The sequence below is a fragment of the Pseudomonas urmiensis genome, assembly GCF_014268815.2.
Classification (GTDB): Bacteria; Pseudomonadota; Gammaproteobacteria; order Pseudomonadales; family Pseudomonadaceae; genus Aquipseudomonas; species Aquipseudomonas urmiensis.
Genome location: NZ_JABWRE020000001.1, coordinates 4,152,736 through 4,171,954, shown reverse-complemented (window position 1 = coordinate 4,171,954; position 19,219 = coordinate 4,152,736). Strand labels below are relative to the sequence as shown.

13 protein-coding genes, 2 tRNA genes and 2 rRNA genes are annotated in these 19,219 nt (G+C 58.0%); 14 read left to right on the top strand and 3 right to left on the bottom strand.

Features of this window, described 5'->3' with window-relative positions; genetic code table 11:
* The first annotated feature begins 1 nt into the window (after position 1).
* The gene (locus HU737_RS18840) at positions 2-898 is read left to right on the top strand and encodes a ChaN family lipoprotein (protein ID WP_186556466.1); all 897 of its coding nucleotides are present in this window, start codon (positions 2-4) and stop codon (positions 896-898) included.
* Between the two features lie 292 nt (positions 899-1,190).
* Here HU737_RS18840 and HU737_RS18835 read toward each other — a convergent pair whose 3' ends face one another.
* The 3 genes from HU737_RS18835 to HU737_RS18825 all read right to left on the bottom strand — a co-directional run bounded on the left by HU737_RS18835 (position 1,191) and on the right by HU737_RS18825 (position 3,718).
* Positions 1,191-1,463 carry a TfoX/Sxy family protein gene (locus tag HU737_RS18835; RefSeq protein WP_186556465.1) on the bottom strand — a complete coding sequence of 91 codons (273 nt, stop codon included), beginning with the start codon at positions 1,461-1,463 and terminating at the stop codon, positions 1,191-1,193.
* Positions 1,464-1,702: 239 nt separating this feature from the next.
* Positions 1,703-2,056, bottom strand: coding sequence for a pentapeptide repeat-containing protein (locus HU737_RS18830; protein ID WP_186556464.1), 354 nt, complete (start codon positions 2,054-2,056; stop codon positions 1,703-1,705).
* Between the two features lie 99 nt (positions 2,057-2,155).
* Positions 2,156-3,718 (bottom strand): bifunctional aminoglycoside phosphotransferase/ATP-binding protein, encoded by a 1,563-nt coding sequence (locus HU737_RS18825; RefSeq protein WP_186556463.1) that lies wholly within the window; start codon positions 3,716-3,718, stop codon positions 2,156-2,158.
* A 108-nt stretch (positions 3,719-3,826) separates the two neighbouring features.
* Here HU737_RS18825 and mrcB point away from each other — a divergent pair, with 108 nt between their 5' ends.
* From mrcB to HU737_RS18760, 13 genes are all read left to right on the top strand, one after another.
* Positions 3,827-6,148, top strand: a complete 2,322-nt coding sequence (gene mrcB / locus HU737_RS18820) for a penicillin-binding protein 1B (protein ID WP_186556462.1) — start codon at positions 3,827-3,829, stop codon at positions 6,146-6,148.
* 61 nt (positions 6,149-6,209) lie between these two features.
* Complete coding sequence (locus HU737_RS18815) at positions 6,210-6,971, top strand: tetratricopeptide repeat protein (RefSeq protein ID WP_186556461.1); 762 nt, start codon at positions 6,210-6,212, stop codon at positions 6,969-6,971.
* Positions 6,971-7,303: a YqcC family protein gene (locus HU737_RS18810; RefSeq protein ID WP_186556460.1), complete on the top strand. Its 333-nt coding sequence runs from the start codon at positions 6,971-6,973 to the stop codon at positions 7,301-7,303. Before HU737_RS18815 ends, HU737_RS18810 begins: the two co-directional genes overlap by 1 nt.
* A 408-nt stretch (positions 7,304-7,711) precedes the next feature.
* Positions 7,712-9,436, top strand: a complete 1,725-nt coding sequence (locus tag HU737_RS18805) for an acetolactate synthase 3 large subunit (RefSeq protein WP_186556459.1) — start codon at positions 7,712-7,714, stop codon at positions 9,434-9,436.
* Between the two features lies 1 nt (position 9,437).
* The gene (gene ilvN, locus HU737_RS18800) at positions 9,438-9,929 is read left to right on the top strand and encodes an acetolactate synthase small subunit (RefSeq protein ID WP_003250040.1); all 492 of its coding nucleotides are present in this window, start codon (positions 9,438-9,440) and stop codon (positions 9,927-9,929) included.
* A 53-nt stretch (positions 9,930-9,982) separates the two neighbouring features.
* Positions 9,983-10,999: a ketol-acid reductoisomerase gene (ilvC, locus tag HU737_RS18795; protein ID WP_033701544.1), complete on the top strand. Its 1,017-nt coding sequence runs from the start codon at positions 9,983-9,985 to the stop codon at positions 10,997-10,999.
* A gap of 151 nt (positions 11,000-11,150) precedes the next feature.
* A complete protein-coding gene (pssA, locus tag HU737_RS18790; protein WP_186556458.1) occupies positions 11,151-12,002 on the top strand; it encodes a CDP-diacylglycerol--serine O-phosphatidyltransferase in 852 nt (283 codons plus the stop codon).
* A 77-nt stretch (positions 12,003-12,079) separates the two neighbouring features.
* Positions 12,080-13,093 (top strand): protein-methionine-sulfoxide reductase catalytic subunit MsrP, encoded by a 1,014-nt coding sequence (msrP, locus tag HU737_RS18785; RefSeq protein WP_186556457.1) that lies wholly within the window; start codon positions 12,080-12,082, stop codon positions 13,091-13,093.
* Positions 13,093-13,704 (top strand): protein-methionine-sulfoxide reductase heme-binding subunit MsrQ, encoded by a 612-nt coding sequence (msrQ, locus tag HU737_RS18780; protein WP_186556456.1) that lies wholly within the window; start codon positions 13,093-13,095, stop codon positions 13,702-13,704. Before msrP ends, msrQ begins: the two co-directional genes overlap by 1 nt.
* Positions 13,705-14,206: 502 nt before the next feature.
* Positions 14,207-15,743 (top strand): 16S ribosomal RNA (locus HU737_RS18775).
* Between the two features lie 87 nt (positions 15,744-15,830).
* Positions 15,831-15,907, top strand: a tRNA-Ile gene (locus HU737_RS18770).
* A 23-nt stretch (positions 15,908-15,930) separates the two neighbouring features.
* A tRNA-Ala gene (locus HU737_RS18765) sits at positions 15,931-16,006 on the top strand.
* 238 nt (positions 16,007-16,244) lie between these two features.
* Positions 16,245-19,137 (top strand): 23S ribosomal RNA (locus HU737_RS18760).
* The 16S and 23S rRNA genes sit together here with 2 tRNA genes alongside, the layout of an rRNA operon.
* The last annotated feature ends 82 nt before the right edge of the window (positions 19,138-19,219 follow it).

Sequence of the window (19,219 nt, the reverse complement as noted above, 5' to 3'; positions counted from 1 at the left end):
GATGCGCCATCGCTTGCTGTTGTCGATCTGTGTGGCCTTGGCCTTGAGCGGCTGTCAGGCACGCCAGGCCAGCTTGCCGGCGTTGCCCGCCTGGCAGGGTAGTGAAGGGCGCGACCCTGCGCAGTTGGGGCAGATCCGCGACCTTGCCAGCGGCCAGCTGATCAGCCCCCAGCAACTGCTTGAGCAATTGGCCGATGCACCGCGCGTGCTAGTGGGTGAGAAGCACGACAACCCCGATCAGCATGCCTTGCAGCTGTGGCTGCTGCGCGCCCTGGCCAGTCAGCGGGGGCAGGGCAGCCTGTTATTGGAGATGCTCCAACCTGAGCAACAGCCGCGGGTGGATGCCGTGGCAGCAGGCGGGCAACTGCCGGCAGACTTGCCCAAGGCGCTGGCCTGGCAGGACGGCTGGGATTGGCAGTGGTATGGGCCGATCGTGCGCGAGGCGTTCGAGCTGCAAATACCGTTGCTGGCCGCCAACCTTTCCAGCAGTGAGATGCGTCAGGCTTATCGGCAGCCTGTCTCGCTGCAGGGCGAGCGCTCCAATGCGCCTGCGGTCAAGGCTTCACTGTTGGCGCAGGTGCGGGATGGGCATTGCGGTTTGCTGCCCGAAAGCCAGCTGCCGGCGATGCTCGCGGTTCAGCAACAGCGTGATCGGCGCATGGCCGAGCGGATGATGGCTGCGCCTGAGCCGGCGTTGTTGTTTGCCGGTAGTTATCACGTGCGCAAGGATCTGGGTGTGCCGCTGCATTTGGCTGACCTTGGGGCCCAGGGGCAGACCAAGGTGGTGCTGCTGGCCGAGGTGGGGGAGCGGGTTGAGCCGGGGATGGCGGATTACGTTTGGTTCACCGCTGCGGTGCCTGAGCAGGACTATTGTGCGCAGTTGCGTAAGGCGCATTGAGCATCCATTGGCTTCATCGCGGGGCAAGCCCGCTCCCACGCAAACGACAGGCTTAGACTTAAGCTGCGTGGGAGCGGGCTTGCCCCGCGATGTGTCCAGCTCAGCCAGGTCCTGAAGTCCAGGCAAAAAAAGACCCGGCAAAAAGCCGGGTCAATAACCGTGATTAGCCTGATGAGGAGATAATCTGAGAGTCCGAACCAGGGGCTTTCAGGTTACCCAACCAGTCTCGCGACCAGTTGTGATAATCATAACGATTCTCATTTCTACGTCAATCCCATTCCCCAACTTATTTCTATTTTTTTTGCGTGGCGTTCTTCGCGTCCAATTGCTGGTTGAGCGCTTGCTTGCGTTCGGCAGGCAAATCGTTCCAGTGCATGTCCAGCAGGGCGCCTTCGATTGCGTACAACAACACCTTGGATGCACGAAAACCTCGGGTTCTTACCGCCTGGTATGCGCCCACCGCGCCCAGGCGACGCAAGTCCGACGCACTGTGGATGCCGGCTGCGTGCAACCACTGGGCGGAGGTCTTGCCGAGGTTCTTCAGGTGCTGCAATTCATCGTTCATCGAGCCTCCTTGCGATGGCTGAACGGGTCGTATGAATAAATCGCGAGCAGGTCAGACAGGAGTGTAGCGGGGCTTGGCGGATACGCGGCGTTTTGCCATCGGAGCCGACGGGATGCCGTAGATCGTGGCAGCAGGCTCGGCCGCATCGCGGGGCAAGCCCGCTCCCACGCAGTTTGAGTCCAAGCCTTTTGTTTGCGTGGGAGCGGGCTTGCCCCGCGATGAGGCCCGCACCATCAGCATCACTTCCCAGAAATTGGCCGGTAACGCATGCGCGTACCAAACTTGGCCGACATCAAGATCTCATCGGCACTCAGCTGGGCAGGGAAGTAAGTTCCGGAAATCTGCGCATGGGCAATGCTGGCGCCTTCCAGGCCATTTTCGCGCAGGTCCAAGCCGCGCAGGTCGGAGGCGCGGAAGTAGGCATCGGTAAAGTCGATCCCACGCACATCCAGTTCGCGCAGATCCAAACCGCGGAAATCCCCGCCACGAAAATCGATCACTGTGTCGGTAGGTTTCTCGCGATTGAAGGCAGCGATCTGCTCATCGCGCACGAGGGCGTACAGGGTGTTGTCCAGTTGCCGGGGCTGGTTCATGGTGGCGCCTCCTCGTGGGGTGTGATGATATTGTAATGCCATCACTGAGCAGGCGCCGATGTTCAAGCGTGAAGTGTCGACTGCTTCACGTCTGGGCGCTTAAAGGCCTGGCAGGCGCTGGCGGATCTGTTCGATCAACTGGTCCATGCTGGCGCTTTCCTGGGTGTCTACGCGCTTGCTGTCGCGCAGTTCCTGCTCATTGAGCGGGTCGCGGCTGGCCTGTTGCGCCTTGACCACTTCCAGGGTGGCGTCGGATGGATCGTCGTTGTCTGCCTGGCGCTGGGCCAACCAGCTTTCGATCACTGCCTGCGGCGCGTGGCAGTCGAGGATCAGCAACGGCACGCCGGTCTGGCTGGCCACCTCGGCGGCGGCCTGGCGTTGTTCCTGCTTGAGGTAGGTGGCATCCAGCACTACCGGGAAGCCTGCGCGCAGAATCACTTCGGCCAGTTGGTGCAGGCGCTGGTAGGTGGCGGCGCTGGCGCTCTGGTCGTAGATCCCGGCTTGGAGCTGGCCCGCATTGGCCTGGGCTTGTTCACCGAACAGGCGCTTGCGTTCGACGTCAGAGCGCACGCGGATCGCGCCCAGCGCTTCGACCAGGCGCATCGATACATGGCTTTTGCCAACCGCCGATACACCATGGGTGATGGCCAGCAGGCGCGAGGGGATCGCGCTATAGCTCTCGGCCAGGTTGGCATAGTTGCGGTAAGTGCGCAGGGTGGTGGCACGCTGCACGCCATCGGCATTGGCCGGCATGCTGAACAGGGCGACCTTGGCGCGTACCAGTGCGCGATAAGCCTTGTAGAAGTTGAGCAACTCCAGGCCCTGGTAGTCGCCGGTCAGCTCCAGATATTGGCTGATGAAACGCCGGGCAAGGCATTTCAGGCCGCGGTCTTCCAGGTCCATGGCGAGGAAACCGGTGTCAGCCCAGACATCGGTCTTGCGGAACGGCTCGTTGAACTCGATGCAATCGAACACCACCACCTTGCCATTGATCAGCGTAGCGTTACCCAGGTGGATATCACCATGGCACTCGCGGATGAAGCCGTTGGCCTTGCGCGCTGCGAACAGCTCGTGCAGGCGATCGAAGCTGCTGCGTGCCCAAGCCTGCAGTGCGTCCAGCTGTTGCAAGTCGGCCTTGTCGCTGAGGAACGGACGGATTTGCTCGAAGTTCTGCTCAACCGGGGCCATCACGCTTTCAGGCGAGCCGAATGGCTGATCGGCCAGGACCTTGGGGGTCTGCAGGTGGAACTCGGCGATCTGTCGGGCCATCTGGTCGATGTGGCTGGCGTTCAGTTCGCCGTTGGCCTGCAAGGTGCTGAGCAACTGGCTCTGGGGGAACTGGCGCATGCGCAGGGCGAATTCGATCGGTGCACCTTCGCCACCGATTTGCGGCGCTTCGACGCTGCCGGTGATCGGCAGCACGTCCAGATACAGGCCTTCGGTCAGGCGCTGGTTCAGGCGCAACTCTTCGTTACAGAAATGCTCGCGCTGGTCCAGGCCAGTGAAGTCCAGGAAGCCGAAGTTCATTGGCTTCTTGATCTTGTAGGCGTACTCACCCGTGAGCAGCACCCACGAGATATGCGTCTCGATGAGCTGGAACCCGTCCACGGGATGAGGGTAGAGGGCGGGGTTCTGCAGGGCACTGATGAGGGCTTGGCTCACGGGCAATCCTTCCGGGGTAAGGGAATTCGAATGCGCCATTATGGTCAATGGTGCCGTCCCTGCATACCGCCGGGCCTGCCTTGACTAAAGTGCGTATAATCCGCCGCCATGACTCGATCCCGAAATTCCCGTACTGCGCAGAAACGCTCGACCGGCCGCTCCCGTGCCTGGCTGGGCTGGGCCCTCAAACTCAGCCTGGTAGGCCTGGTGCTGGTGGCCGGTTTTGCCATCTACCTCGATGCCATCGTCCAGGAGAAGTTCTCCGGCAAGCGCTGGACCATCCCGGCCAAGGTGTATGCCCGGCCGCTGGAGCTGTTCGTCGGCCAGAAGTTGAGCAAGAACGACTTCCTCACCGAGCTCGATGCCCTCGGCTATCGCCGCGAAAGTGCGGCCAATGGCCCGGGCGCGGCCTCGGTCAATGGCAATAGCGTCGACCTCAACACTCGCGGCTTCCAGTTTTATGAAGGCATGGAGCCCGCGCAGTTCGTGCGCGTGCGCTTCTCCGGCGACTACGTCGCGGGCATGACCGGCGCCAACGGCGGCAAGCTCGATGTGGTGCGCCTGGAGCCGCTGATGATCGGCGGTATCTACCCGAAGAACCTTGAAGACCGCATCCTGATCAAGATCGACCAGGTACCGCCGTACCTGCTGGAAACCCTGATCGCCACCGAAGACCGTGATTTCTACAGTCACTTCGGCGTCTCGCCCAAGGGCATCGCCCGGGCGGTGTGGGTCAATACCTCGTCCGGCGCCATGCGCCAGGGGGGTAGTACCCTGACTCAGCAGTTGGTGAAGAACTTCTACCTGACCAACGAGCGCAGCCTGAGCCGTAAGCTGACCGAAGCCATGATGGCGGTGCTGCTGGAGCTGCATTACGACAAGCGCGAAATCCTTGAGGCCTACCTCAACGAAGTGTTCGTCGGCCAGGATGGCCAGCGCGCCGTGCACGGCTTCGGCTTGGCCAGCCAGTTCTTCTTCAGCCAGCCGCTGCAAGAGCTCAAGCTGCATCAGATTGCGCTGCTGGTCGGTATGGTCAAGGGGCCGTCGTATTACAACCCGCGGCGCTACCCTGAGCGGGCCCTGATCCGCCGTAACCTGGTGCTCGATCTTCTCGCCGAGCAGGGTGTGGCGAGCAAGGAAGTGGTCGAGGCGGCGAAGAAGATGCCGCTGGGCGTCACCAAGCGCGGCAGCCTGGCCGACAGCTCGTTCCCGGCCTTCCTCGACCTGGTCAAGCGTCAGCTGCGCCAGGACTACCGCGACGAAGACCTTACCGAAGAAGGCCTGCGCATCTTCACCAGTTTCGATCCGATCCTGCAGATGAAGGCCGAAACCGCCATGAGCGAGACCTTCAAGCGTCTGGCCGGGCGCAAGGGTTCGGATGCGGTCGAGTCGGCGATGGTGGTGACCAATCCTGAGACTGGCGAAGTCCAGGCGTTGATCGGCAGTCGTCAGTCGGGCTTTGCCGGCTTCAACCGCGCGATCGATGCCGTGCGCCCGATCGGCTCGCTGGTCAAGCCGGCGGTGTACCTGACCGCGCTGGAAAAACCGAGCAAGTACACCCTGACCAGCTGGGTGCAGGATGAGCCGTTCTCGGTCAAAGGCGCCGACGGCCAGGTCTGGCGTCCGCAGAACTACGACCGCCGCCCGCACGGCACCATCTACCTGTATCAGGGGCTGGCCAATTCCTACAACCTGTCCACCGCCAAGCTCGGCCTGGAAGTGGGCGTGCCGAACGTGATCAAGACCATCGGCCGCCTGGGCGTCAACGTTGACTGGCCGGCGTTCCCGTCGATGCTTCTGGGCGCCGGTGGCATGTCGCCGATGCAAGTCGCGACCATGTACCAGACCATCGCCAACGGCGGCTTCAACACGCCGATGCGTGGTATCCGCAGCGTACTGACCGCCGAGGGCGAGCCGCTCAAGCGGTATCCGTTCCAGATCCAGCAGACTTTCGATCCAGGTGCCATTTATCTGGTGCAGAACGCCATGCAGCGGGTCATGCGTGAGGGTACCGGGCGTTCGGTTTACAGTGTATTGCCGAACAACCTGACCCTGGCGGGCAAGACCGGCACCAGTAACGATTCGCGCGACAGCTGGTTCTCCGGCTTCAGCCAGGATCTGCTGGCGGTGGTCTGGCTGGGCCGCGACGACAACGGCAAGACGCCATTTACCGGTGCCACCGGCGCCCTGCAGGTGTGGACCAGCTTCATGCGCAAGGCCGATCCGTTGCCGCTGGACATGCCGCAACCGGATAACGTGGTCCAGGCCTGGATCGATCCGTACAGCGGCCAAGGCTCCGACAGCAGCTGTCCGGGAGCGGTGCAGATGCCGTATATTCGCGGCAGCGAACCGGCCGCAGGGGTTGCCTGTGGCGGTGAGCAGAATCCGGCTGAGTCGGTCATGGACTGGGTCAAGGGTTGGATGAATTGAGCACTGCTGGCCTGGGCGGATCAACCCCCAGGCCAGCAGCCGCATTTAAAGAGGGTGTGAAGTGAACAAGTGGTGGTTTCCTGCCTTGACGGCATTGGCCATGCTCCATGGCTGCGCCAGCGTTCCACGCGGCAACATTCCGGTGGTCGACTCGAGCACCCGGGTATCTAACAGCGAGCGCGTTACCGCCAACCGTGCTGCGACCCAGGCCGGCAACGGCACCTCGCAGGCTCAGGCACTGACGGAAGATTCCGGGGTTACCGTGATGATCCCGCAAGGGGCGGGCGCGTCGTCCATCCAGACCTTCCCAGCGGGCAATGGTGCAGCACCCATCAGCACTGCGCCGATCAGTACCGGTCCGATCACCACCAACCCCAACCCGATCGCTGACGAGCCGTTCGACATCGCCTCGATGAGCAGTACGCCAGCTGCGAGCAGCGCGCCGACTGGGATTCCGCGTAGCAATACGGCCGCCGGCAGCCTATCGGCCGACGAACAACTCGATGGCCCGGTGCTGGCGCTGCTGACCACCGCCCAGCAGCAACAGGGCAGTGGCGACTTCAATGGCGCCTCGTCGAGCCTGGAGCGTGCCCAGCGCATCGCCCCGCGTGAGCCGCAAGTGCTGTTCCGCCTGGCTCAGGTGCGTTTGTCGCAAGGCGATGCGGCCCAGGCCGAACAGCTGGCGCGTCGTGCCCTGACCTACGCCAATGGCCGTCCAGACCTGCAAGCCGAACTGTGGAACACCATCGCCCAAGCCCGTGAGAAACAGGGTGACAGCGCAGGTGCAGCGCTGGCGCGACAGAAGGCACGGGTCAATCTGTGATGGTCGAGCAACGCATTCTCGATATCGCTGATCACTTGTTGCTGATCGAACACGAACTGCGCGCACAAGGCTGGTGGAGCGAGCAGTCACCCAGTGCCGAGGCGCTGGCCAGCGTGGTGCCGTTCGCCGTCGATTCGATGGGCTTCGAGCAGTGGCTGCAGTGGATTTTCCTGCCACGAATGAAGCTCATTCTCGAACACGGGCATCCCTTGCCAAATGCCTCGGGCATCCTGGTGATGGCTGAAACGGTTTTCGTCGATCGCCCAGAGCAGAGTCGCGCGCTGCGTCGACTGCTGGCGGAATTCGATCAATTGATCAGCCCATCCGCCTGATTTCTTCTCTTTTTCTTTCAAGAGCCGCAGATTGCGGCTCTTTTTTTGTGTTTTGTTTGTTTTTCTGCTGCTGTCAGATCTATTCGTGGTGGAACGAATTCATCCTGAGGAAAAATTGGCAATAATTTTTCTTGACTTAATCGCGGCGAATCACAAGAATCCAGTTTCCGCTTTAGAGGGACTGCCAGAAGCAGACCCGCTAAGCAGATCATGAGGCGCACACCCGCGCCGACTTGTTACACCCCGCAACGCGTTACCTCGCGCTGGGTGGGAAAACCCCGCAACACTCTGGGGTGCTCCCAATACTTGCTCAGTCAGTGCTGACGTTCGCTCATGCTCTGCTTGGCAGTAAACCTATTAAGACCCGTCCACTAGGGACGGTATTCTGGCGTTTTAGAGGTGAACAACGTGGAGCTTTTATCTGGCGCTGAGATGGTCGTCCGCTTTTTGCGTGACGAAGGCGTTAAGCACATCTACGGGTACCCTGGCGGTGCTCTCCTTCATGTTTACGACGCGCTGTTCAAAGAGCCGGAAGTCGAGCACATCCTGGTTCGTCACGAGCAGGCGGCAACCCACATGGCCGACGGCTATGCCCGCGCTACCGGCAAGGCTGGTGTAGTGCTGGTAACCTCAGGTCCGGGCGCCACCAATGCCATTACCGGCATTGCTACCGCGTACATGGATTCGATTCCAATGGTCATCCTGTCGGGCCAGGTGCCTAGCACCATGGTCGGCACCGATGCCTTCCAGGAAACCGACATGATCGGTATCTCGCGGCCGATCGTGAAGCACAGCTTCATGATCAAGCATGCCTCGGAAATCCCGGAAGTCCTGAAAAAAGCCTTCTACCTGGCGCAATCCGGCCGTCCCGGCCCGGTCGTGGTCGACATTCCAAAAGATATGACCAACCCGGCCGAGAAGTTCGAGTACGTCTATCCGAAGAAGGTCAAGCTGCGTTCCTACAGCCCGGCCGTACGTGGCCATTCGGGGCAGATCCGCAAGGCAGCCGAGATGATCCTCGCCGCCAAGCGTCCGATCGTCTACTCCGGTGGTGGCGTGATCCTCGGTGGCGGCTCCGAAGCGCTGACCGAAATCGCCAAGTCGCTGAACCTGCCAGTCACCAATACCCTGATGGGCTTGGGCGGCTTCCCGGGTACCGACCGCCAGTTCCTCGGCATGCTCGGTATGCACGGCAGCTTCACCGCCAACCTGGCCATGCACAACGCCGACGTGATCCTGGCGGTCGGTGCGCGTTTCGATGACCGTGTGATCAACGGCCCGGCCAAGTTCTGCCCGAACGCCAAGATCATCCACATCGATATCGACCCGGCATCGATCTCCAAGACCATCAAGGCCGACGTACCGATCGTAGGTCCGGTCGACAGCGTGCTCAGCGAGATGCTGGCAATCCTCAAGGAAATCGGCCAGCAGCCTGACAAGGCCGCGCTGGACGCCTGGTGGAAGCAGATCGAAGAGTGGCGCGGTGATCGCGGCCTGTTCCCTTACGACAAGGGCGACGGCAGCGTGATCAAGCCGCAGACCGTGATCGAGACCCTGTGTGAAGTGACCAACGGCGACGCGTTCATCACGTCCGACGTTGGCCAGCACCAGATGTTCGCGTCGCAGTACTACCGCTTCAACAAGCCAAACCGTTGGATCAACTCCGGCGGCCTGGGCACCATGGGCTTCGGCTTCCCGGCGGCGATGGGCGTCAAGCTCAACTTCCCGGATGACGATGTCGCCTGCGTGACCGGTGAAGGCAGCATCCAGATGAACATCCAGGAGCTGTCGACCTGCATGCAGTACGGTTTGCCGGTGAAAATCGTCAACCTCAACAACGGTGTACTGGGCATGGTTCGCCAGTGGCAGGACATGTCGTACAACGGCCGTCACTCGCATTCGTATGTCGAGTCGCTGCCGGACTTCGTCAAGCTGGTCGAGGCCTATGGCCATGTCGGTATCCGCATCACCAGCCTGAAGGACCTCAAGCCCAAGCTTGAAGAAGCCTTCGCCATGAAAGACCGGTTGGTGTTCATCGATATCGCGGTCGACAGGACCGAGCACGTCTACCCGATGCAGATCAAAGACGGCTCGATGCGTGACATGTGGCTGAGCAAGACGGAGCGTACCTGATATGCGGCACATCATTTCCCTGCTGCTGGAAAACGAACCCGGTGCCTTGTCTCGCGTGGTCGGCCTGTTCTCCCAGCGCAACTACAACATTGAAAGCCTGACCGTGGCGCCGACCGAGGACCCAACCCTCTCGCGCCTGACCCTGACCACCGTTGGCCATGACGAAGTGATCGAACAGATCACCAAGAACCTGAACAAGCTGGTGGAAGTGGTGAAGCTGGTCGACCTGTCGGAAAGCGCTCACATCGAACGCGAACTGATGCTGGTCAAGGTCAAGGCCACCGGCGCCCAGCGCGCCGAGATCAAACGCACCACCGACATTTTCCGTGGGCAGATCGTCGACGTAACCGCCAGCGTGTATACCGTGCAACTGAGCGGCACCAGCGACAAACTGGACAGCTTCATCCAGGCGATCGGCACCGCATCGATTCTCGAAACCGTGCGCAGTGGAGTCACCGGCATTGCCCGTGGCGACAAAGTGCTCAGCATCTAACTTCAAAAATTAGCGATGGCTCCACTAGGGCCGAGATATAACAGGGGTATTTCATGAAAGTTTTCTACGACAAAGACTGCGACCTTTCCATCATCCAAGGTAAGAAAGTCGCCATCATCGGCTACGGTTCGCAAGGCCACGCCCAGGCGTGCAACCTGAAGGACTCCGGTGTAGACGTTACCGTCGGTCTGCGTAAAGGTTCGGCTACCGTTGCCAAGGCAGAAGCTCACGGCCTGAAAGTTGCCGACGTGGCTACCGCTGTCGCTGCTGCCGACCTGGTCATGATCCTGACCCCGGACGAGTTCCAGGGCGCTCTGTACAAGAACGAGATCGAGCCGAACATCAAGAAGGGCGCTACCCTGGCCTTCTCCCACGGCTTCTCGATCCACTACAACCAGGTCGTTCCGCGTGCCGACCTCGACGTGATCATGATCGCGCCGAAAGCTCCGGGCCACACCGTTCGCTCCGAGTTCGTCAAAGGCGGCGGTATCCCTGACCTGATCGCGATCTACCAAGACGCCTCGGGCAACGCCAAGAATGTTGCTCTGTCGTACGCCGCTGGCGTCGGTGGCGGCCGTACCGGCATCATCGAAACCACCTTCAAGGACGAGACTGAAACCGACCTGTTCGGCGAGCAGGCTGTTCTGTGTGGCGGTACCGTCGAGCTGGTCAAAGCCGGTTTCGAAACCCTGGTTGAAGCGGGCTACGCGCCAGAAATGGCCTACTTCGAGTGCCTGCACGAACTGAAGCTGATCGTTGACCTCATGTACGAAGGCGGCATCGCCAACATGAACTACTCGATCTCCAACAACGCCGAGTACGGCGAGTACGTGACTGGCCCAGAAGTCATCAACGAAGAATCCCGCAAGGCCATGCGCAATGCTCTGAAGCGCATCCAGGACGGCGAGTACGCGAAGATGTTCATCTCCGAAGGCGCCACCAACTACCCATCGATGACCGCCAAGCGTCGTAACAACGCCGCCCACGGTATCGAAGTGATCGGTGAGCAGCTGCGTTCCATGATGCCTTGGATCTCGGCTAACAAGATCGTCGACAAGGCTAAGAACTAAGTCTTTGCGATGAGATGAAAAACGCGGCTTCGGCCGCGTTTTTTCGTTTAGGCGGCTCGCATCTGGTATAAAGCGACCAGTGGCTTGCCGTCAGAACCTGTTTCGCAAGCCCGTGTCGAAACATTTTCCACTCAGTTGCAAGGTAATTTTCATGAGCGAACGTCCCGAAGAGCCGAACAAGCCCTCCGACGCCGAAAGCCTGCTACCTGTCGATGAGCATGTTGAAGAGGGGCATGACGCCGAAGGGCGCAAGGTGCGGCATCGCGGCATCTACCTGCTGCCCAACCTGTTCACCACTGCCAACCTGTTCGCCGGCTTTTACTCGATCATCAGCTCGATCAGCGCGCAGAGCGCCATGAGCGCAGGTGATCCACGCGAGGCGAGCAAGTATTTCGCCTTTGCTGCCATCGCCATTTTCGTGGCCATGGTGCTCGACGGCCTCGATGGTCGTGTAGCGCGCATGACCAACACCCAGAGCGCCTTTGGCGCCGAGTACGACTCGTTGTCCGACATGGTCGCCTTCGGCGTCGCTCCGGCACTGTTGGCATTCGGCTGGGCGCTGGGCGACATGGGCAAGGTCGGTTGGATGGTGGCCTTCATCTATGTTGCGGGCGCGGCGTTGCGTCTGGCCCGTTTCAACACCCAGGTCGGCACCGCCGACAAGCGTTACTTCATCGGTCTGGCCAGCCCGGCTGCGGCAGGTGTGGTGGCCGGTACTGTCTGGGCGTTCAGCGATTTCGGCATCCAGGGCTCCAAGCTGTCGTTCCTAGTCGCGCTGCTGGTCGCCGCTGCCGGCATGCTGATGGTCAGCAACGTCAAGTACAACAGCTTCAAGGAGCTCGACCTCAAGGGGCGCGTGCCTTTCGTGGCGATCCTGGCCGTGGTGCTGGTGTTTGCCGTGGTGTTCAGCGATCCACCGCGCATCCTCCTGCTGATCTTCCTCGGCTATGCGATCTCGGGCCCGGTGCAGTACTTGCTGCGGGTGCGCCGTCGAAAGGCCTGAAGTTGATTTAATGCTGGAATAACCTGCCGGCTCTACAGTCTTACGGGTACATCAGTTGCCCGTACTGTGGAGCCGTTATGCTCATCAAGATCCCTCGTTCATCCGATTGCCAAGCATCGGAGATCACCCCCGAAAGCCTTTATCTATCGCGTCGAGACGTACTGGGTGCCTCTCTGGCGGGTATTGCCGTGGGTGCGCTGCCAGGCCTGGCTAGCGCGGGTGAGTCGTCGCGCTATGCCGATGTCGCGCCTGGTGCGCCGCCGCAATGGTTCAGCGACAAGCTGGGCGCCGCTCGTTGGCAAGCGGTAACGGTCAAGGATGAGGCGATCACTCCGTTCAAGGATGCAACGCACTACAACAACTTCTACGAGTTCGGCACCGACAAGGGCGATCCGGCGGCCAATGCCGGTAGCCTGAAAACCGAGCCGTGGAGCCTGGTGGTCGATGGTGAGGTGGCCAAGCCCGGGCGCTATGCGCTGGAGGACTTCGTCAGGCCGTATCAGCTGGAGGAGCGCATCTATCGACTGCGCTGTGTCGAGGCCTGGTCGATGGTCATTCCTTGGCTGGGTTTTACCCTGGCGGATGTGCTCAAACAGGTGCAGCCGACCTCGAAAGCGCGTTACCTGCGATTTGAGACGCTGCACGATCCCAAGGTCATGCCGGGTCAGCGCTCCTCATTCGCCTTGATCGACTGGCCGTATGTAGAGGGCTTGCGCCTGGATGAAGCGATGAATCCGCTGGCGATCCTTGCAGTGGGTATGTATGGCCGGGAGTTGCCCAATCAGAATGGCGCACCGTTGCGCCTGGTGGTGCCCTGGAAGTATGGCTTCAAAAGCATCAAGTCGATCGTGCGGATCAGCCTGGTCGCCGAGCAACCCAAGACTACCTGGGAAAGCCTGGCGCCGACTGAGTATGGCTTTTATGCCAACGTCAACCCGAATGTTGACCATCCGCGCTGGACCCAGACCCGCGAGCGGCGTCTGCCCAGCGGGCTGTTCAGCCCTAATGTGCGCGATACCTTGATGTTCAATGGCTACGGCGATGAAGTCGCCTCTCTATATAGTGGGCTCGATCTGCGGAAGAACTATTGATGCGCTATCCCTGGTTGCGCCTGGCTATTTTTCTGCTGGGCTGCCTGTTTCCGGCTTGGTGGCTGTACGAGGCGGCGATGAATCTGCTGGGGCCGGACCCTGGCAAGATCCTGGTCGACCGCCTCGGGCTCGGTGCGTTGATCTTCCTGCTGATTACCTTGAGCATGACCCCCTTGCAGCGTTTGACCGGTTGGTCGGGCTGGATCGTGGTGCGTCGGCAGCAGGGGTTGTGGTGCTTTGCTTATATAGTGCTGCACATGACTGCCTATATGGTGTTCATCCTCGGTTTGGATTGGGGCCAGTTGGGCGTCGAACTGCGTAAGCGCCCGTACATCATCGTTGGCGTGCTGGGCTTTATTGGCTTGCTGGCGCTGGCGGTCACCTCCAATCGCTACAGCCAACGGCGCTTGGGCGCGCGTTGGAAGAAGCTGCATAAGCTGGTGTATCTGATCCTTGGGCTGGGATTGCTGCATTTTCTATGGATTGTGCGCTCGGATCTCAAGGAGTGGGCCATCTACGCATCTATAGGTGCTGCCTTGCTGGCACTACGTATTCCGGCCGTCTGGCGGCGTGTGCCGCGGCTTATGGGTGGGCGGGGCAGGGTGGTTTGAAACATATTTGAAATAAAGTGTTGACGGCCTTTCGAAACCCCTTATAATGCGCCCCACTTCCAGCGTAGTTGGAACGGAAAACTCCTTGAGTATCAACGAGTTAGATGTTTCAGGCAGTACTGGAGGTGCTTCGATCTTCTGATCGGCAGCGGTGAAAAAGGTAGTTGACAGCAGCTTGTAACGCTGTAGAATTCGCCTCCCGCTACGAGAGATCGCAAGCGAGTCAAGTGTTTGAAGTTGAACGAGTTTCTCGCAAAATACTTCGAAATAAACGCTTGACAGACGCAGAGGAAAGCGTAGAATGCGCGCCTCGGTTGAGACGAAAAGCTCTTAACCAAACGCTCTTTAACAAATTGAATCAAGCAATTCGTGTGGGTGCTTGTGAGTACGGTTTGATAGTCGCCAAGATTATCAGCATCACAAGTGGCCACATGAGCAATCATAGTAGTCATTTGAGATTGCTGAGCCAAGTTTAGGGTTTCTTAAAAACCCAAGCAGTATTGAACTGAAGAGTTTGATCATGGCTCAGATTGAACGCTGGCGGCAGGCCTAACACATGCAAGTCGAGCGGATGAGAAGAGCTTGCTCTTCGATTCAGCGGCGGACGGGTGAGTAATGCCTAGGAATCTGCCTGGTAGTGGGGGACAACGTTTCGAAAGGAACGCTAATACCGCATACGTCCTACGGGAGAAAGCAGGGGACCTTCGGGCCTTGCGCTATCAGATGAGCCTAGGTCGGATTAGCTAGTTGGTGAGGTAATGGCTCACCAAGGCGACGATCCGTAACTGGTCTGAGAGGATGATCAGTCACACTGGAACTGAGACACGGTCCAGACTCCTACGGGAGGCAGCAGTGGGGAATATTGGACAATGGGCGAAAGCCTGATCCAGCCATGCCGCGTGTGTGAAGAAGGTCTTCGGATTGTAAAGCACTTTAAGTTGGGAGGAAGGGCAGTAAGATAATACCTTGCTGTTTTGACGTTACCGACAGAATAAGCACCGGCTAACTCTGTGCCAGCAGCCGCGGTAATACAGAGGGTGCAAGCGTTAATCGGAATTACTGGGCGTAAAGCGCGCGTAGGTGGTTTGTTAAGTTGGATGTGAAAGCCCCGGGCTCAACCTGGGAACTGCATCCAAAACTGGCAAGCTAGAGTACGGTAGAGGGTGGTGGAATTTCCTGTGTAGCGGTGAAATGCGTAGATATAGGAAGGAACACCAGTGGCGAAGGCGACCACCTGGACTGATACTGACACTGAGGTGCGAAAGCGTGGGGAGCAAACAGGATTAGATACCCTGGTAGTCCACGCCGTAAACGATGTCAACTAGCCGTTGGAATCCTTGAGATTTTAGTGGCGCAGCTAACGCATTAAGTTGACCGCCTGGGGAGTACGGCCGCAAGGTTAAAACTCAAATGAATTGACGGGGGCCCGCACAAGCGGTGGAGCATGTGGTTTAATTCGAAGCAACGCGAAGAACCTTACCAGGCCTTGACATGCAGAGAACTTTCTAGAGATGGATTGGTGCCTTCGGGAACTCTGACACAGGTGCTGCATGGCTGTCGTCAGCTCGTGTCGTGAGATGTTGGGTTAAGTCCCGTAACGAGCGCAACCCTTGTCCTTAGTTACCAGCACGTTATGGTGGGCACTCTAAGGAGACTGCCGGTGACAAACCGGAGGAAGGTGGGGATGACGTCAAGTCATCATGGCCCTTACGGCCTGGGCTACACACGTGCTACAATGGTCGGTACAGAGGGTTGCCAAGCCGCGAGGTGGAGCTAATCTCACAAAACCGATCGTAGTCCGGATCGCAGTCTGCAACTCGACTGCGTGAAGTCGGAATCGCTAGTAATCGCGAATCAGAATGTCGCGGTGAATACGTTCCCGGGCCTTGTACACACCGCCCGTCACACCATGGGAGTGGGTTGCACCAGAAGTAGCTAGTCTAACCTTCGGGAGGACGGTTACCACGGTGTGATTCATGACTGGGGTGAAGTCGTAACAAGGTAGCCGTAGGGGAACCTGCGGCTGGATCACCTCCTTAATCGAAGACATCAGCCTGCTGATGAGCTCCCACACGAATTGCTTGATTCACTTGTATAAAGACGATGCTGTAACGCGACCCTGTTATAGGTCTGTAGCTCAGTTGGTTAGAGCGCACCCCTGATAAGGGTGAGGTCGGCAGTTCAAATCTGCCCAGACCTACCATTACATGGTGCAGCCTAGAATACGGGGCCATAGCTCAGCTGGGAGAGCGCCTGCCTTGCACGCAGGAGGTCAGCGGTTCGATCCCGCTTGGCTCCACCACTTTCGCAGTACGCAGTAGCTTGTCAGAACTTAGAAATGAGCATTCCAGTGTGAATGTTGATTTCTGACTTTTGTCAGATCGTTCTTTAAAAATTCGGATATGTGATAGAAATAGACTGAACACCAGTTTCACTGCTGGTGGATCAGGCTAAGGTAAAATTTGTGAGTGCTCGCAAGAGCAAACGAATTTTCGGCGAATGTCGTCTTCACAGTATAACCAGATTGCTTGGGGTTATATGGTCAAGTGAAGAAGCGCATACGGTGGATGCCTTGGCAGTCAGAGGCGATGAAAGACGTGGTAGCCTGCGATAAGCTTTGGGGAGTCGGCAAACAGACTGTGATCCAGAGATCTCTGAATGGGGGAACCCACTCAGCATAAGCTGAGTATCTTGTACTGAATACATAGGTGCAAGAGGCGAACCAGGGGAACTGAAACATCTAAGTACCCTGAGGAAAAGAAATCAACCGAGATTCCCTTAGTAGTGGCGAGCGAACGGGGACCAGCCCTTAAGTTGGTTTGAGATTAGTGGAACGCTCTGGAAAGTGCGGCCATAGTGGGTGATAGCCCCGTACACGAAAATCTCTTATCAATGAAATCGAGTAGGACGGAGCACGAGAAACTTTGTCTGAACATGGGGGGACCATCCTCCAAGGCTAAATACTACTGACTGACCGATAGTGAACCAGTACCGTGAGGGAAAGGCGAAAAGAACCCCGGAGAGGGGAGTGAAATAGAACCTGAAACCGTATGCGTACAAGCAGTGGGAGCCTACTTTGTTAGGTGACTGCGTACCTTTTGTATAATGGGTCAGCGACTTATATTCAGTGGCGAGCTTAACCGAATAGGGGAGGCGTAGCGAAAGCGAGTCTTAATAGGGCGTTTAGTCGCTGGGTATAGACCCGAAACCGGGCGATCTATCCATGGGCAGGTTGAAGGTTAGGTAACACTGACTGGAGGACCGAACCGACTACCGTTGAAAAGTTAGCGGATGACCTGTGGATCGGAGTGAAAGGCTAATCAAGCTCGGAGATAGCTGGTTCTCCTCGAAAGCTATTTAGGTAGCGCCTCATGTATCACTGTAGGGGGTAGAGCACTGTTTCGGCTAGGGGGTCATCCCGACTTACCAAACCGATGCAAACTCCGAATACCTACAAGTGCCGAGCATGGGAGACACACGGCGGGTGCTAACGTCCGTCGTGAAAAGGGAAACAACCCAGACCGTCAGCTAAGGTCCCAAAGTCATGGTTAAGTGGGAAACGATGTGGGAAGGCTTAGACAGCTAGGAGGTTGGCTTAGAAGCAGCCACCCTTTAAAGAAAGCGTAATAGCTCACTAGTCGAGTCGGCCTGCGCGGAAGATGTAACGGGGCTCAAACCATGCACCGAAGCTACGGGTATCACCTTTTGGTGATGCGGTAGAGGAGCGTTCTGTAAGCCTGTGAAGGTGAGTTGAGAAGCTTGCTGGAGGTATCAGAAGTGCGAATGCTGACATGAGTAACGACAATGCGAGTGAAAAACTCGCACGCCGAAAGACCAAGGTTTCCTGCGCAACGTTAATCGACGCAGGGTTAGTCGGTCCCTAAGGCGAGGCTGAAAAGCGTAGTCGATGGAAAACAGGTTAATATTCCTGTACTTCCGATTGTTGCGATGGAGGGACGGAGAAGGCTAGGCCAGCTTGGCGTTGGTTGTCCAAGTTTAAGGTGGTAGGCTGAGATCTTAGGCAAATCCGGGATCTCAAGGCCGAGAGCTGATGACGAGTTGCCTTTAGGCGACGAAGTGGTTGATGCCATGCTTCCAAGAAAAGCTCCTAAGCTTCAGACAATCGGGAACCGTACCCCAAACCGACACAGGTGGTTAGGTAGAGAATACCAAGGCGCTTGAGAGAACTCGGGTGAAGGAACTAGGCAAAATGGCACCGTAACTTCGGGAGAAGGTGCGCCGGCGAAGGTGAAGGGCTTGCCCCGTAAGCTTTTGCTGGTCGAAGATACCAGGCCGCTGCGACTGTTTATTAAAAACACAGCACTCTGCAAACACGAAAGTGGACGTATAGGGTGTGACGCCTGCCCGGTGCCGGAAGGTTAATTGATGGGGTTAGCGCAAGCGAAGCTCTTGATCGAAGCCCCGGTAAACGGCGGCCGTAACTATAACGGTCCTAAGGTAGCGAAATTCCTTGTCGGGTAAGTTCCGACCTGCACGAATGGCGTAACGATGGCGGCGCTGTCTCCACCCGAGACTCAGTGAAATTGAAATCGCTGTGAAGATGCAGTGTATCCGCGGCTAGACGGAAAGACCCCGTGAACCTTTACTATAGCTTTGCACTGGACTTTGAATTTGCTTGTGTAGGATAGGTGGGAGGCTTTGAAGTGGGGACGCCAGTTCTCATGGAGCCATCCTTGAAATACCACCCTGGCAACTTTGAGGTTCTAACTCAGGTCCGTTATCCGGATCGAGGACAGTGTATGGTGGGTAGTTTGACTGGGGCGGTCTCCTCCCAAAGAGTAACGGAGGAGTACGAAGGTGCGCTCAGACCGGTCGGAAATCGGTCGTAGAGTATAAAGGCAAAAGCGCGCTTGACTGCGAGACCCACACGTCGAGCAGGTACGAAAGTAGGTCTTAGTGATCCGGTGGTTCTGTATGGAAGGGCCATCGCTCAACGGATAAAAGGTACTCCGGGGATAACAGGCTGATACCGCCCAAGAGTTCATATCGACGGCGGTGTTTGGCACCTCGATGTCGGCTCATCACATCCTGGGGCTGAAGCCGGTCCCAAGGGTATGGCTGTTCGCCATTTAAAGTGGTACGCGAGCTGGGTTTAGAACGTCGTGAGACAGTTCGGTCCCTATCTGCCGTGGACGTTTGAGATTTGAGAGGGGCTGCTCCTAGTACGAGAGGACCGGAGTGGACGAACCTCTGGTGTTCCGGTTGTCACGCCAGTGGCATTGCCGGGTAGCTATGTTCGGAAGAGATAACCGCTGAAAGCATCTAAGCGGGAAACTTGCCTCAAGATGAGATCTCACTGGGATCTTGAATCCCCTAAAGGGCCGTCGAAGACTACGACGTTGATAGGTTGGGTGTGTAAGCGCTGTGAGGCGTTGAGCTAACCAATACTAATTGCCCGTGAGGCTTGACCATATAACACCCAAGCAATTTGCTAGCGCGAATTGCGGTGGTGAAGACGAAAGACCCGAAAGTTCGTACTCACAACTATCGCATA